We start from the raw sequence: 14,133 nt of genomic DNA on the forward strand, positions 1-14,133 counted from the left end.
AGATAAAACTGAGTTCGTACTTGGAATTCAGCTTTATTTCAGTGCAACAATTTGACAATTCGCGATATGTCTTTTGGTTTATCATATCGACATTTCGCGATTTATAAATAAAATAAAATCAAAGGAGTTGGATCATTCTATGTCTGTAAGCTGGAAGGTGTATATTTTAGCCATTGTGAGTTTTTTAGTAGGGACGTCCGAGTATATTCTCTCTGGTATTTTAGATAAGGTATCTGTTTCTTTAGGTGTTTCGGTGTCTGCCGCCGGGCAATTAATTACGATTTTTTCGCTAGTCTACGCTATATTCACTCCCATTCTTATGGCGCTAACCGCAAGTATGGACAGACGGAAATTAATTATGACGGGGCTGGGGTTGTTTGTGATCTCTAACATTCTCGCCGTTATTCTTCCCGGGTACGGATTGTTTGTGGTGGCCCGCATTATTATGGCCATGGGTGCAGGTGTAGTGGTGGTTACCGCCTTAAACATCGCAGCAAAAATTGCCCCTGAGGGTAAACAGGCAAGTGCGATTGCAACCGTCGTAATGGGCTTTACCGCATCGTTAATCATTGGCGTACCTCTTGGGCGCATTGCAGCGGATACGCTTGGCTGGAAGTCTGTGTTTGGGGCAATTGCCCTTCTAGGTATTGTTGCTATGGTCATCCTTTCATTCGCCATCCCGCGTGTGAAGGGAGATGAACCGATTCCATTACGGCAACAACTAAGTTTACTCAAAAAGCCTAAGGTCGCATTGGGACTCGCGATTACCTTCTTTTGGCTCGGTGGATATTCGGTTACCTATACGTATCTTTCACCGTATCTGCTTGGAGTATCGGGCATAAGCGATAAATATCTCAGCGGAGCTCTGCTTATATTCGGTATAGCCAGCATGATCGGCTCCAAAATAGGTGGCCTCAGCACGGACCGCTGGGGGGTTAATCGAACATTGTCCAGCGGGTTGATACTGCATATTGTAATGCTGATTCTGTTGTCTATGGTGACGAATACGTTCATTGGTGTCATGGTTGTGCTATTGTTGTGGTCGTTCTCCGCATGGTCCTCTGGTCCAACCCAGCAATATCATTTAACAACAATTGAACCCGAAGCCTCAGGAGTGATGCTTGGTCTTAATCAGTCGATGATGCAGCTGTCTATGGCCGCAGGTGCTGGTATAGGCGGGGTAGCGATTCAAAAGGTCTCGCTTGCATCGATTACATGGATTGGTGCTGCAGGAGTTGCGATTGCTATAATCGCTATGTTCCTTTTATATAGAATGAATTCAAGAACAGAGATGAGTATTCAATATTAAGTTCTGACAAAAAAGCGCGGTGACCGGTAATACGGACACCACGCTTTTTTCATACTATTCCCCGACTCTATACCAGAGCTCACAATATTCATAGCCGTCTGCGCTTGTACCATACATTTCGAAATTACCGCCGTCCAGTATCGTGTAGGTTGAGGTTGGCAGCCATTCCGAGAAGATCCGGTTCTTCAATGACTGCAGATCGTACTTGCCGCTGCCGTTCCCGTCATGGAGTGTTGAGAACACGGCCCACGCAGATGCTGGAACATCAACAACAGTGTATCCGTTCACTTGGCTGCCTGGCGATCTGTAGCACCCGATTAGATAAGGGAAGGTCGAGTTGCTTGTGAAGGTGTAGGCATCGAAGGCAAAGACGGTTCCAAGTTCCTTGCTGAAATTGCCTTCGTTTCTCCAAGCCTCGCTTACGGACTGGGCTAAACGTCCGAACTCTCCATTCTTGCAGATATTTTGCCAAACCTCCGGGATCGATACGCCCGCCTCATTCGCAATAGTGTCGTAGTGGTATACATCCTCTAGTCCATACACTTGAAAAGCATCCCGCTTCTCAATACGGTAATTCATTCCGGCCACTCCCTTTAAGATGATTTGAAAGGAGATGCGGGGATAGGCTCGTAACTCACTTCCGGCATTACGCGCTAATGTAGGCGTCATTCCATGCAGATTATGAAATGCCCGTGAGAAGGCTTCAGGTGATTCATACCTGTATTTCAAGGCTATATCCATGACAGTGTTCTTTCTGTCCTTTAGATCAAATGCAGCCAGTGTCAGTCTTCTGCGCCTGATATATTCGGACAAGGGGACATTAAGGACAAATGAGAACATGCGTTGAAACTGGTAAACTGAACATAAGGCGATTTTAGCGATTTGATCGTAATCAATATCTTGTTCCAGGTTATCTTCAATATAGCTGATCGCCCGGTTCATTCGCTCCAGCCACTCCACGGCAATCCCTCCTTTCGTAAGAAGCATATCATCCGGTGGTTTTCACAGCCTGATTATCGGTGCAGCATATTGTCAGGTGGTCTTAGCCGGCTGGTGTTCCTTGATGGAACACCATCTTCCATTTCGCATGTTCATATTTCCATATGGAACTACGCAGAGAATGCTGCTGTTTGTCTTCATTAAATATTTTATATGTAGTCAAAATAATATTTTCAGATAATGGATGAATCTCAAAATCACTCAGCTGCATTCTAACAACACCAATGCCACTCACGTCTATCCCATCTCGTATGCGCCAAATCTGCCCCGAGCTGCCAATTTCGAAGAAATCCTCTGCCAGCAGGTTCGAGAGTTCAGTAACTGATGTTCGGATCTCTGGCGTTAGTAGCAATTCTAGACCCCCATCATATAGTCCTCCTAGAAATGAACGCGGCTTGCCTCTTTGGATTACTAAATTTACTATAAAGATAGAAAACAACAATCCAGAGGTGAATCCGTTTGAGGGACATGCTGACGATTAAAAAGGCTGTAAGTACATTACAAGATGAGGAAATAAAGTCGTATTTGACGCTGATTCTGGCCGGGATCGGTGAGTTAAAAGAGCAGTACGGGCAGTTGGAGCGGCCGCTGGAGGAACATATAGCAAAGCCGGTTGCCGGATTGATTGAACAGTACTCCTCGCTGATGAGTCTACCGGCGCAGCGGGCGTTCTGGGACCCTGCGCCGGACAGCACCCATATCCACATCCTCTGCGGCGACTCCTTCGGAGGCAGTGTGAAGCAGGTGCTTAAAGAATTTGGCTGGACCGGCGCCCATAAGCTGATTATCCTGCGGGAGAATTATGCGGTAGGACCGCTTGGCCGGTTGGACACGCCAGTGGGGCGGAAGCTCCGCAGCGACTGGTTCCGCCGGCATATTAACGAATACTTTACGGTCTCGGATGAATGTGAAAGAGAGTACACGGAGCTGCTGGACAATCTGGAGCAGATTCCCGAACAGGCCAAGATTATACTTTGGACCGGCGGCAATGCTTGTGAGCAGACCGGGCTGCGTCTTATCGCTCATCTGCTGGGCAACAGACCAAGCGAGATCATCGTGTGTGATGCCTGTGCCATCTGCGAGGAGCAGTACAACCGGCCGGATGCCCTCATCAATTACGTTCATTCCGGTGAGATTCCTACAGACAAGCTTAGGGAAGCGCTTCTGCGGATCAATGAAGGGCGCAGGCTGAGTGCTGCGGATATCATGCAGCTGAGCCGGGAGTGGCAGCAGATTGCAGAGCAGTCCGGGGTTCTGCGGATCTGGCAGGATGATGCAGTGCTTGAGGTGCCAGCCGATTATTATGACAATTATCTGCTGGAGAAGCTGGACTCGCTTCAGCCACCGCCTGGAGATGACGGATTCCTGAAATCTGCCCGGCTGGTCGGAGAGGCACTCGGATATTGTGAGCAGTATGTCGGTGATGCTTACTTTGAGCACAGAATCAGAGAGCTGATCTACAGCGGGGTGCTTGAGATCAAGGGCGTTCCCACAGCCATGAGATTCTATAGTATCCGCCGTAAGCAAGGGTAGACAGACAACAAACAAGGAGGCCAATCATGCAAACATTATTCCGTTATAACTGGCAGGTCCGCGAGGAATGGTACAGATGGTGTGAGGAACTGCCGGAGGAGGAGCTGGTGAAGCCGCGCACCGGCGGGATGGGCGGAATCCTGCAGACACTTGTGCATATTGTGGATGTGGAATTAAGCTGGGTCCGGGGGATGGAAGGTAAGCCGGATATTCCGGCAGGCTTCACGGAGTATAACACGCTGCCGAAGATCCGGGAGTTCGATGCACGCTTCCGTCCGGAGGTCGAGGCCTTCGTCATGGCCTGGCATGAGGGGCTGGAGCGGAGGATTCTCCGGGAGGAACGGCCGGATGGGCGGGTGATTGAAGATGCCTGGGGTGAGATTATGCGCCATATTATTGCGCATGAGATTCATCACTGCGGCCAGCTCTCCGTCTGGTCCAGGGAGCTGGGCAGGAAGCCGGTATCCGCTAATCTGATCGGCAGGGGGCTTGCGGAGGATTTGCCCGGCAGAACTTAGGACTTGTCCAATCCTATGTGCTGCCGGAAGTGTCCGCTATCGTCCCGCCCGGCTACACCTCCGGCGGAAACCAGAGGCGGCGCAGATCGACCCAGCCCTGGCTGTTGAAGGTGACTCCGCGTACGGAGGGCAGGTAAGCAGTCTCAACCGGGCGCTCGTACAGGATATGAAGCTGATGATTCCGGGTCAGGATGTCCTCAATGTCTCTGAAGCCTTCAGCCCGCAGCACCGGGTCAGGCTCGCGGGCAATGCTCTGCAGCCGGCCTTCCACGCTGGCGCGGATGCCGGGTTCAATATGCTGGGCAAGGGTCAGATACAGGTCGTACAGCCGGAGCTGCTCGTCCTGGTCGCGGAGCAGCGAGAAGACGATCAGGTCGGATTCGAGGCGGACCGGACCTTTGAATTCCTCAGGCGATACCGGCAACACTTTGCAGGAATAGCCGTGCTCCGTCAGCCTGGCGGCAATGAATTCGGCATCCTTGATATACTGCGGAATCGTGGCAATCTGCAGTGTATCGGCAGGAGGCTCTGAAGATTGCTGAACCGGCTCCAGCGGGGTCTTTTCCTGCAGACAAGACAATAGCGCGGCACGCAGCAGGGGATCACTTAGCATCCCCTGCTTCTTGGTGTTGCAGGTGACAAACTTGCAGACCGAGGAGGCGGAATGAATCCGGCTTAAAGAATCAGTGCCGGCAGCGGACGGATTCGGAATCACATGGAAGGCCGAGCCGGTATCCGGCTCCGGAGGCGACGGGTCAAGTCTCCAGGGCACATAGATGATCTCGACCCGGTCCAGATGGGCCCGCCCCTGAAAATAATAAGGGAACACCTCCAGCACGCAGGTATCCTCATTCATCTCCACGACCTTGAACGGGCCGGTTCCCGCCGGTCTGCGTCCGAAACCATGCTCCCCGATCGACGGCAGGTCCCGGGGCACCACAGCTGCCCGGCTGGTGCTAAGGAACGGAAGGAACAGCTCGTTCGGCTTCTTCAGCAGAATCCGCACAGTTGTAGCATTCAGCGCCTTGACCTCGCGGATTTCCTTGAAAATATAGTTATACAGCGTTCGCTGCGAGGTAGCCATCATCCGCTCGAACGAGTAGACGACATCCTCTGCGGTCAGTACTTTGCCGTGATGAAACAGCACTTCCTTGCGCAGATGGAAGGTCCAGACGGTGCGGTCCGCGTCGGTCTCCCAGGCATGGGCCAGGGCGGGAACGATCTGGCCGTGTTCTCCGCTGCGGCCGATCAGGCCGTCGAAGACATGGCTGGAGACAAAAGACTCTGCCAGCAGATTCATATACAGCGGATCGAATGTATGGAGCTGCTGAGTGACCGGCAGCCGCAGCGTATCAATCCGTTTGTCGCTGTGCATCTCGGCATGATGCCCGAAGTAGGCGAGCAGCCAGCCCTGGAGGGTATCCTGAAGCGCCGATGTGCGGGCATGTCCACGGATGCCTTCCAGCGCACTGCCGATATCCTTGCTGCTGATCGCCTGCTTCATGGATTCCAAGGCAATCTCCTCGGCATCGGCGAGGAAGCTCAGACTTGAACGCCGGCCGCGCCCCCGGCTGGGGGTCCAGGTGATCCAGCCCAGATCCACCATTTTGCGGATGACATGCAGCGCATTGCGGTGGGTGCAGCCTAGCGTCATAGCCAGCTCATCCAAGGTTACCCGGATCTCTGCCGGTCCTCCATGGCGGGAATGCAGCTTGAGGAATTGGCTGTGTAGCTTCATCGATAAGAATCTCCCTTCACAAAATAGGAAATGAATAAGTTTATCTTTCTCTTTTTCTTCTTATTTTATCAGGTAGAATCAGGATAGGATAGTCAAAAGATGGAGGGATTTACCATGGATGATCAGACGGCACGTCACACAGGAGCCGGGCGCATGGCACTGCTGGCTGCATTTCTGCTGGCGCTGGTGCATCAGTATTTGTTCTACGGCAAGCTGCCCGGGGTTTCCTACCCGATTTTTGTTGCATTGTTCTACGGGTTTATGCTCTATTTCGCCAAGGAGCGGCTGCGCAGACAGACCTGGTTCAGCTATGTATGGACGGGCGCTATTTTCCTGTTGTCCCTGACGTATGCGCTGTTTGGCAACTGGTTTTTCTTCGGGCTTAATATCCTTGTAATTCCTGTGCTTATTCTATTACATATGACGTATATGCTCAGTTACCGCCAGCCGGCCTGGAGCAGCATCGGGCTGATCGGGGCAGCGCTGGAGCATCTGTTCCCGCAGACCCTGCGCAACTGGGGCACGGCGGTGAAGCTGCTGCGCAGGGGCAAGCACATGCCCAATGAGCGCAAGCAGGTGCTGCTGCGGATTATGATCGGGCTGCTGATCTCTGTTCCGCTGCTGCTGATCGTGATTTCACTGCTCTCTTCGGCGGATGGGGTGTTCAGCAAGCTGCTGCAAGGACTACCCGATTATATATATACTGTATCCTTGGGAGACTGGATTTTCAGAGCCTTGTGGATTCTGCTGGTGGGCCTCGGCCTGTTCGGCTTGGTCTGGGGGTTCGTGGCCAGCAAATCTTATATTCGGACGGAAACGGTCAGCGAATTCGGCGCCATGGGGCAGAAGCTCCAGGCAACAGAATCAGGGGATGAGGGGATCGGTCTTGATGATCCGGTGATTATTACGACGGTACTCGCTGCGATCAATGCAGTATATATGCTGTTTGTGAGCGTGCAATTCTCTTACCTGTTCGGGGCCTGGGAGGGAATTCTTCCAGAAAATAGTACTTATGCGGATTATGCGCGGAGCGGCTTTTTCGAGCTGGTGCTGGTGACATCGATTAACTTCGGAATTCTGCTGCTGTCACTGCTGGCTGTGCGTAAAGCGGGCGGCCGACTGAAGCGGGGAATCCAGCTCCTGCTGTACGTTCTGGTGCTCTGCTCTATGGTGATGCTGTATTCCGCTTATTCCCGGCTCACTCTGTATGAAGAGGCATACGGGTACACGTATATCCGCTTTCTGGTTCATGCCTTTATGATCTTCCTTGGTCTGCTGCTGGTGCTGGCGGCGGTACGGATTAGCCGGGAACAGTTCCCGCTGCTCAAAAGCTACATCGTACTCGGCCTGCTCTCCTATGTGCTGATGAACTACATCGGCATGGACCACATCATTGCGAAGCAGAATATCCAGCGTTATGCCGCAAGCGGTACCCTGGATGAGAGTTATCTCACCCGGCTCTCGGCTGACGTGGTGCCGCTGCTGATTAATTTCAGCAAGAAAGAGAACGGAGTACTGGATGAGGCGCTGCGCAGCAGGCTGTCTGACCGTTCGCAGCTGCAGCAGAGCTGGCCTTCCTTTAATCTGGCGAACTATCGGGAGCGCACGGCGCTGGAGGAGTATTTTGAATAAGCAGCCTTTGTAGCTTCCCTGCCGTGCCTTGTGTTACAGTGATGGCATTGGCATTACATATGGAAAGGAAGAGCTTCATGCAATCGATCTTGAACCCTGAAATGCTGCGCGGACTAACGGAACAGAATGGCCTCACCGCCATGTTCAGCCCCGGTGCAATTGCTCAAATGGAGCAGCGGCGCTACGGCGGCGGAGAGGCTGTCTGCTCGGTCGGCGATAAGCTTGAGCATATGTTCTTCCTGGTGCAGGGCAAGCTGAAGATCCATACCCTGCAGCCGAACGGCAAGTCGATGCTGGTCCGGTTCGCCCGGCCGATGTCCGTGATCGGGGACGTGGAGCTGCTGCGCCAGTATCCCGTGAAGAACGAGGTGGTCTCGGTAGGCAGCAGCCTGCTGCTGGTAGCCGGAAGGAAGCTGCTGCTCCGGGAGATGGAGAGCAATACGGCGCTGCTGCGGTTCCTGGTCGGCGAGCTGAGCCACAAAATGTACACGCTCGGTCAGACCTCAGCAATGAATGTGCTGTATCCGGTGGAGAACCGTTTTGCCAGCTACCTGATGTCCCTGTTCTCGGATAATACGGGCACGCAGCGGATCGAGGAGATTCGTACCTCCAGCCTGACCGAGACGGCAGATCTGCTGGGCACCAGCTACCGGCACTTGAACCGGGTGGTCCGCCGCCTGATTGATACGGGTATCATTGAACGCCGCAAGGGCCGGCTAATCGTGCTGGATGAAGCCAGACTGGCGGAATTGGCGAATGGGAATTTGTATGATTGAGAGGCCGGATTACTGCTTCATATAGCTGGCGTACAGCTCCTCAAAAGTATTGAATTGCTGGACCTTGCGGCCGGCCCGGTGGTATTCCTCCAGGTAGTCATCCATCGCCTGCAGGAACTTATCCTTGAACAAATCGAGATGATCCGCATCAAAATACTGCATAAGATCAAATTTCCGTGTCCCCCGCGATTCGGTCATCTCATCCAGCAGATCCTGCGCTCCCATTGCGGCATAGAAGGCGTAGGAGGCATCTTTCTTGTCAGCGCTGGCAATGACCTTGTTGCGGCAGTTACACCATAGCTCCTCATAGGTTCCGGTCAGATTATCGTACGTTGGGACAGGCTGGTCCGTGTATTTCTGATGCAAGTCATTGTACAGCTCAAGGATACTCTGCAAAAGAAGATGGGATGCGCTTCTGATCTCATCTACACTTTTGGCGCGAATCACCTTCCAGTAGCTCGTCTCGAAATCTCCGGGAAGATGCCGGAAGGTCTTGGCCTCCTCCAGATACCGCTTCAGTCCTCTCCGGAAATACGTGTTATTCATATGTGACAAGGCAATCATCAGATTATACACCAGCTCGGCAGAGGCTAGCCTGACCGCTCCGGGATCTCCGGTAAGCAAAGCATTTGCGTATTCCTGCTTCGCCAGATCAAGCCACTTCTTCGCCCGTTCCAGACAATCGCGTCCTATGGGCTTCGCCAGTGCATTCAGCGCCCGCTGCTGGTAGGCCCTCAGCTTCTCCAGATCCTCAGGTTTGGCATAATAGAGCACCTGCAGATCAATGAGACTGGAGATCATCGGGTTCTCAAGCGCCGCCTGATCTTCAATCCGGGTTTCCCAGGGCGTGCAGTAGATATCATATCCGATATCCCCAAGAATGAAGCAGGACGAGATGCCCCAGCCTTCACTATTATTATTGATGATGATCAGATCAAGATCGCTTTTGTCATGGAAATCCCCGGTTCGAAAAGAACCCGTCAGCCCGATCACCGCAATCTCCTCCGCAAAATCCCGTTTAGCCCGTTCGATCACCATGCTGATCAGTTGTTCATTCCTGGATAGTAATTCTTGCTTGGTCGTATCATTCATGTGTAGTTCCTCCTGTGCTGTGTCTTGTTGTATCTATTGTATGGGGAGCGGATTGCCGGGCATATGCCAAGTTTAGCTAGGGTTGTTCTCTCCCAAGGTTGCATTGGGATGATTTCACGATACAATGGAGGTTACATGAGCTGCAAGAAGATGCAGGATTCAATGCAGGAACAAGGGAGGCAGGCAAATGACGAAGCAGGTAGTGGACAATATTACGGAGCTGATCGGCGGCACGCCGGTGGTCCGCTTGAACCGGGTGACCGGGCCGGAGGATGCGGAGCTGTATGTGAAGCTGGAGATGTTCAATCCCAGCGGCAGCGTCAAGGACCGGGCAGCCTATAATCTGATCCGGCAGGCGGAGCTGGACGGACGGCTGCAGCCGGGCGGGACGATCATCGAGCCGACGAGCGGCAACACCGGGATCGGATTGGCAATGAATGCCGCTGCCAAAGGGTATCAGGCCATCCTGGTTATGCCGGATAATATGACGAAGGAGCGGATCAATCTGCTGAAGGCCTACGGGGCGGAGGTGGTGCTGACTCCGGCGGAGCAGCGGATGCCCGGTGCGATTGCCAAGGCGGTGGAGCTGGGACAGAACATTCCCGGCAGCTTCATCCCGCAGCAGTTCGAGAATCCGGCGAACCCCGACATCCACCGGCTCACTACCGCTCCTGAGATTCTGGAGCAGATGGAGGGCAGGCTGGATGTCTTCGTGGCCACAGCCGGAACTGGCGGCACGATCACCGGAACCGGGGAAGCGCTGCGTGAGCAGCTCCCGGAGCTGCGGGTGGTGGTCGTGGAGCCGCAGGGCTCACCGGTGCTGTCCGGCGGCCAGCCGGGACCGCATAAGCTGGTGGGGACCAGCCCCGGCTTCGTACCGGCCATTCTGAATACTTCTGTCTACGATGAGATTGTTCAGGTGGCGGACGATGATGCACTGGAGATGGTGAGAGTACTTACAAGAGAAGAGGGACTTCTGATCGGACCCTCCGGCGGGGCCGCCGTGTGGACGGCACTCCGGGAAGCCCGGCGTCTGGGCCGGGGCAAGCGGGTACTCTGTATAGCACCTGATACGGGGGAGCGGTATTTGAGTATGGGGATTTTTGACTAACAGTATTTCAAGGCCCTTGATATTGAGTATGGGCGTTACATTTCTCCTCTGTAGACCTTGATGGACAGAGCTGCATGACCGGACGCAGCAGCAGATATCCGAGCAGCCCGCCTATTGTGTTCAGCAGAAGATCGTCAACATCGAAGGTTCCGATATAGAAAAGTGCCTGCGAGCCTTCCAGCGCGGCGCTTAAAGCGAAAGACCATAGCAGCACTCCGGTGAAGGAGCCGCTGCTTTTGCCATGGGGAGACAGCAAGACCAGAAACAGGCCATAAGGGATGAACAACGCGATATTCCCTGTCAGGTTCAACAGATTGTGCGGGGTGGGATGATCATACGTATCGGACAGTGTGGCCAAGGGGATCAGGTTCCCCGTATGCAGGCTGCTGATCAGATTGTGCGGGCCCTGCTGCAACTGGTGCCAGAGGAAGACCGGATCAATCGTGCCGAATTTGAACAAAATGATTTTGACTAAGATATAAAGGTATACGATAAACAGTACCTGCACACCGTACATCATTCTCCGCTGCTGCTTCGGATTCATTCCGCCTCACCGCCTTCCTTAGAATATGACGTCATAATAACGCCTGATTTATTGTCGCCGGAGAACTCCACATGCTTTTCCTTAGGGGTAGGCACCGGGGTGTTGCCGTTCACTTCAATATAAGAGATATGATACTCGGTCCCGTTCACGGTCACAGTTATTGCCTGCTGCTCCTTAAGGAACTCCAGGTATTCTTCCAGTGTGAAATTCTTATCCCGCATAATAATGCTGTGCGGCAGGCCGACATAGCGGAAATGCCAGGGTTCATACTGGATGCCGGTAATCGCGGTTTTATCCTCGGGATAGCGGAGAATGAAGCCATAATCCCAGGCATGCTCCCGCAGCCACTTTCCTTCGGGAGCGTGGCTCATCGCCATCTGGGAGGAGCCAATGTCCAGCGACAGGCCGAGATTATGCTCACTGTAGCCGGGCGGAAGGGCGTAGTCGCTGCCTTTTTCCTCATAGAGCTGCTGTTGCTTCTCATTGCTGCGGTAGCCGCTGCTGATCAGGAAGCTATTAGCCCCTGCCCCGGAGGCGACCTGAACCATCTCCACAAACTTCTCCGCCACAGCCTTGGAGAGCATCGTCTTGTTGTCCATCAGCGCGTACCCGCGAATCAGCTCATCGTGATCTGCCAGTGTAACAATATCCTTGCTGACTCCTGATTCATGCACCGGGTAATCCTTGTTGACCAGCAGCAGGTTGCCTTGATAGATCTGGCCCTTGGGGATAATGGTAAGATTCTTTGTCCCTTCATTCGTCATCAGCTGTCCGCTCTCAATCTGCAACGAAGTCTCCTCACGAGTCCGTTCCAGCCACTCATATCCGATCAGTCCAACAATGACTAACACCAATAACCACTTCTTCATGTTCTCGTCCTCCTTGACTCTATGACTTAAGAATAGGCCGGGGTGTTTAAAAAGAAGTGGGGGAAAGATAAAGTTTTTCTTAAAATATCTGCACACGCCAAAAATACCGCCCTTCGCGAAGGACGGTACAGTGGTACATCTGTGGCCTAGCTATGCTGCTTGATCAGACCCGGCAGACGGACCTCGAAGAGAGTGCGGATCACATCACTCTGTACGGAGATTGTCCCCTGATGCTGTTCGACGATATTTTTGGCAATGAACAGGCCGAGTCCGGTACTGCCCTCCTGATGGGTCCGCGCCCGGTCGCCGGTAAAGAACATATCGAACAGGAACGGGAGATCCTCCTCAGGAATCCGGTCTCCGTAGTTAATAATCTGGACCACCGCCTGATCCCCGTCCGGCTGGCAGCGGATATCGACATATCTGCCTTCTTTGCCGTAGCGTACCGCATTGGTCAGCAGGTTCTCGAACACCCGGGCCAGCAGTTCACCGTCTCCGGGGAGCTTCAGCTGCGGAACAATCTCCAGCCGGGCGGTCAGCCCGTTGTTCTCCAGCACCGGATACAGCTCCTCGTTCAGCTGAACCAGCAGCTCGCTCAGGTCGAGAGGAAGCTTCTCCACGGTGAGCAGCCCGTAATTCACCCGGGTAATCTCAAACAGCTCATCGATCAGCTTCTCCAGCCGCTGCGACTTCGTGTAAGCAATCATGGTGTAGTGCCTGACCTGTTCGGCGGTGAGCTGACTATCCTTCAGCACCAGATCCAGATAACCGAGGACCGAGGTGAGCGGCGTCCGCAGATCATGGGCCAGGTTCAGCACCAGCTTATCCTTGCTGTTCTCGGCGAAATCCCCGCGTTCCACCGCCTCCTGCAGCTTCTCCTTAGCGAGATTGAGATCGGCGGCAATATCCTCGAATTCGTCATTGGAGTGGAGGTCGATGCGGCTCTTAAAGTCCCCGTTCGCCAGCAGGCGGATATGGTGCGAGATTTCCTTGAAATACCGCGCATACGGCTTGGTGAGCAGGAAGAAGAACAGCACCGCCAGCGGAATGAAGAAGATCAGGAAGAAGTTGAGATCGCCGAAGTCCCTGATCAAATACCGCAAGCGGGTTAAATTGTCCTCATACCTGACCTGAGAGGTGTAATAGAGCTGCAGGCTTTTATAGAGAATATAGGTCACTGTGCCGGAGAGCAGCATACTCATCAGCAGCAGGAAGATCATCTTGAAGCGGAAGCTGCGGAACAGGTTAGCCATTGAATGTATACCCTACCCCCCAGATCGTCTTGATCCATGAATTCTTGCTCTGCTCGTCGCCAAGCTTCTTGCGCAGGGTGCGGATATGCACCATCACGGTATTCCCGCCTTCATAATAAGCCTCACCCCAGATGTTCTGGAACAGCTGCTCTGCACTGAATACCTTCTTCGGGTAGCTGGCCAGCAGGTAGAGGATGTCGAACTCCTTCGGCGTCAGCTCAATGGGGTTCCCGTACAGCGTGACAGAACGGCGGTCCGGGTCAATGGTCAGTCCTCCGGCCTCCACGACCGCCTTCTGCTCGGCCACCGGCTGATTCAGCCGCATGGAACGCCGGAGCTGGGCATTTACTCTTGCCACCAGCTCCATCGGATTGAACGGCTTGGTCATATAATCGTCGGCCCCGATGACCAGTCCGGTGATTTTATCCAGATCCGAGGTCTTAGCGCTTAAGAAAATAATCGGCAGCCCATGCCGCTCCCGGATCTGCCGGGTCACCTCATACCCGTCCAGGCCGGGCATCATAATATCCAGAATCGCCAGGTCAATATGCCTGGACTGGATCTCCTGCACCGCCGCCGGTCCGTTCGTGACCTTGACGGGATAATAGCCCTCCTTCTCCAGATGCAGTCCGATCAGATCGGCAATCTCGGCGTCGTCATCGGCGACCAGAATCGTAATTCGCTTCATGTTTTAATCTCTCCTGTAGGGTGAATATGAAATCATGCTTGATTGCGCTTCATTCCTAGTGTACCCTATCG

At 53.4% G+C, this 14,133-nt stretch carries 14 protein-coding genes; 6 read left to right on the plus strand and 8 right to left on the minus strand.

Features of this window, described 5'->3' with window-relative positions; translation table 11 throughout:
- Positions 1–139: 139 nt before the first annotated feature.
- Positions 140–1,309 carry an MFS transporter gene (locus tag MHI24_RS28730; protein ID WP_340022976.1) on the plus strand — a complete coding sequence of 390 codons (1,170 nt, stop codon included), beginning with the start codon at positions 140–142 and terminating at the stop codon, positions 1,307–1,309.
- 54 nt (positions 1,310–1,363) lie between these two features.
- Here the strand turns inward: MHI24_RS28730 and MHI24_RS28735 are convergent, their stop codons facing one another.
- A complete protein-coding gene (locus MHI24_RS28735) occupies positions 1,364–2,269 on the minus strand; it encodes a helix-turn-helix domain-containing protein (RefSeq protein WP_340022977.1) in 906 nt (301 codons plus the stop codon).
- Positions 2,270–2,351: 82 nt separating this feature from the next.
- Entirely contained in the window at positions 2,352–2,660 is a 309-nt protein-coding gene (locus MHI24_RS28740) for a DUF4440 domain-containing protein (protein ID WP_340022978.1), read from the minus strand.
- Positions 2,661–2,776: 116 nt separating this feature from the next.
- Between MHI24_RS28740 and MHI24_RS28745 the strand changes: the two genes are divergently transcribed.
- Entirely contained in the window at positions 2,777–3,841 is a 1,065-nt protein-coding gene (locus tag MHI24_RS28745; RefSeq protein WP_340026828.1) for a DUF1835 domain-containing protein, read from the plus strand.
- Positions 3,842–3,867: 26 nt separating this feature from the next.
- Positions 3,868–4,359, plus strand: a complete 492-nt coding sequence (locus tag MHI24_RS28750) for a DinB family protein (protein ID WP_340022979.1) — start codon at positions 3,868–3,870, stop codon at positions 4,357–4,359.
- Between the two features lie 52 nt (positions 4,360–4,411).
- Here the strand turns inward: MHI24_RS28750 and MHI24_RS28755 are convergent, their stop codons facing one another.
- Positions 4,412–6,097, minus strand: coding sequence for an ABC transporter substrate-binding protein (locus MHI24_RS28755; protein ID WP_340022980.1), 1,686 nt, complete (start codon positions 6,095–6,097; stop codon positions 4,412–4,414).
- A gap of 114 nt (positions 6,098–6,211) precedes the next feature.
- Here MHI24_RS28755 and MHI24_RS28760 point away from each other — a divergent pair, with 114 nt between their 5' ends.
- Together MHI24_RS28760 and MHI24_RS28765 are read left to right on the plus strand one after the other, a co-directional pair.
- Positions 6,212–7,729 (plus strand): DUF4173 domain-containing protein, encoded by a 1,518-nt coding sequence (locus MHI24_RS28760; protein ID WP_340022981.1) that lies wholly within the window; start codon positions 6,212–6,214, stop codon positions 7,727–7,729.
- A 77-nt stretch (positions 7,730–7,806) separates the two neighbouring features.
- Positions 7,807–8,505 carry a cyclic nucleotide-binding domain-containing protein gene (locus MHI24_RS28765; protein WP_340022982.1) on the plus strand — a complete coding sequence of 233 codons (699 nt, stop codon included), beginning with the start codon at positions 7,807–7,809 and terminating at the stop codon, positions 8,503–8,505.
- Positions 8,506–8,514: 9 nt separating this feature from the next.
- On the opposite strand, the gene MHI24_RS28770 is transcribed toward MHI24_RS28765, so the two are convergent.
- Positions 8,515–9,597 carry a nucleotidyltransferase domain-containing protein gene (locus tag MHI24_RS28770; RefSeq protein WP_340022983.1) on the minus strand — a complete coding sequence of 361 codons (1,083 nt, stop codon included), beginning with the start codon at positions 9,595–9,597 and terminating at the stop codon, positions 8,515–8,517.
- A 187-nt stretch (positions 9,598–9,784) separates the two neighbouring features.
- Here MHI24_RS28770 and cysK point away from each other — a divergent pair, with 187 nt between their 5' ends.
- Entirely contained in the window at positions 9,785–10,708 is a 924-nt protein-coding gene (gene cysK / locus MHI24_RS28775) for a cysteine synthase A (RefSeq protein WP_340022984.1), read from the plus strand.
- 7 nt (positions 10,709–10,715) lie between these two features.
- Here the strand turns inward: cysK and MHI24_RS28780 are convergent, their stop codons facing one another.
- The 4 genes from MHI24_RS28780 to MHI24_RS28795 all read right to left on the minus strand — a co-directional run bounded on the left by MHI24_RS28780 (position 10,716) and on the right by MHI24_RS28795 (position 14,062).
- Positions 10,716–11,252: a VanZ family protein gene (locus MHI24_RS28780; RefSeq protein WP_340022985.1), complete on the minus strand. Its 537-nt coding sequence runs from the start codon at positions 11,250–11,252 to the stop codon at positions 10,716–10,718.
- Positions 11,249–12,121, minus strand: coding sequence for a M15 family metallopeptidase (locus MHI24_RS28785; protein WP_340022986.1), 873 nt, complete (start codon positions 12,119–12,121; stop codon positions 11,249–11,251). Before MHI24_RS28785 ends, MHI24_RS28780 begins: the two co-directional genes overlap by 4 nt.
- Positions 12,122–12,267: 146 nt before the next feature.
- Positions 12,268–13,374, minus strand: a complete 1,107-nt coding sequence (locus MHI24_RS28790) for a HAMP domain-containing sensor histidine kinase (protein ID WP_340022987.1) — start codon at positions 13,372–13,374, stop codon at positions 12,268–12,270.
- Entirely contained in the window at positions 13,367–14,062 is a 696-nt protein-coding gene (locus tag MHI24_RS28795) for a response regulator transcription factor (protein WP_340022988.1), read from the minus strand. Before MHI24_RS28795 ends, MHI24_RS28790 begins: the two co-directional genes overlap by 8 nt.
- Between the last annotated feature and the right edge of the window lie 71 nt (positions 14,063–14,133).

Source organism: Paenibacillus sp. FSL K6-1096 (genome assembly GCF_037977055.1).
GTDB lineage: Bacteria > Bacillota > Bacilli > Paenibacillales > Paenibacillaceae > Paenibacillus_AQ.

Bases quoted from the DNA above. Each gene is read 5' to 3' on its own strand.
- MHI24_RS28730 (WP_340022976.1), top strand. From the start codon at position 140: ATGTCTGTAAGCTGGAAGGTGTATATTTTAGCCATTGTGAGTTTTTTA.
- MHI24_RS28745 (WP_340026828.1), top strand. From the start codon at position 2,777: ATGCTGACGATTAAAAAGGCTGTAAGTACATTACAAGATGAGGAAATA.
- MHI24_RS28750 (WP_340022979.1), top strand. From the start codon at position 3,868: ATGCAAACATTATTCCGTTATAACTGGCAGGTCCGCGAGGAATGGTAC.
- MHI24_RS28755 (WP_340022980.1), bottom strand. From the start codon at position 6,097: ATGAAGCTACACAGCCAATTCCTCAAGCTGCATTCCCGCCATGGAGGA.
- MHI24_RS28760 (WP_340022981.1), top strand. From the start codon at position 6,212: ATGGATGATCAGACGGCACGTCACACAGGAGCCGGGCGCATGGCACTG.
- MHI24_RS28765 (WP_340022982.1), top strand. From the start codon at position 7,807: ATGCAATCGATCTTGAACCCTGAAATGCTGCGCGGACTAACGGAACAG.
- MHI24_RS28770 (WP_340022983.1), bottom strand. From the start codon at position 9,597: ATGAATGATACGACCAAGCAAGAATTACTATCCAGGAATGAACAACTG.
- cysK (WP_340022984.1), top strand. From the start codon at position 9,785: ATGACGAAGCAGGTAGTGGACAATATTACGGAGCTGATCGGCGGCACG.
- MHI24_RS28780 (WP_340022985.1), bottom strand. From the start codon at position 11,252: ATGAATCCGAAGCAGCAGCGGAGAATGATGTACGGTGTGCAGGTACTG.
- MHI24_RS28785 (WP_340022986.1), bottom strand. From the start codon at position 12,121: ATGAAGAAGTGGTTATTGGTGTTAGTCATTGTTGGACTGATCGGATAT.
- MHI24_RS28790 (WP_340022987.1), bottom strand. From the start codon at position 13,374: ATGGCTAACCTGTTCCGCAGCTTCCGCTTCAAGATGATCTTCCTGCTG.
- MHI24_RS28795 (WP_340022988.1), bottom strand. From the start codon at position 14,062: ATGAAGCGAATTACGATTCTGGTCGCCGATGACGACGCCGAGATTGCC.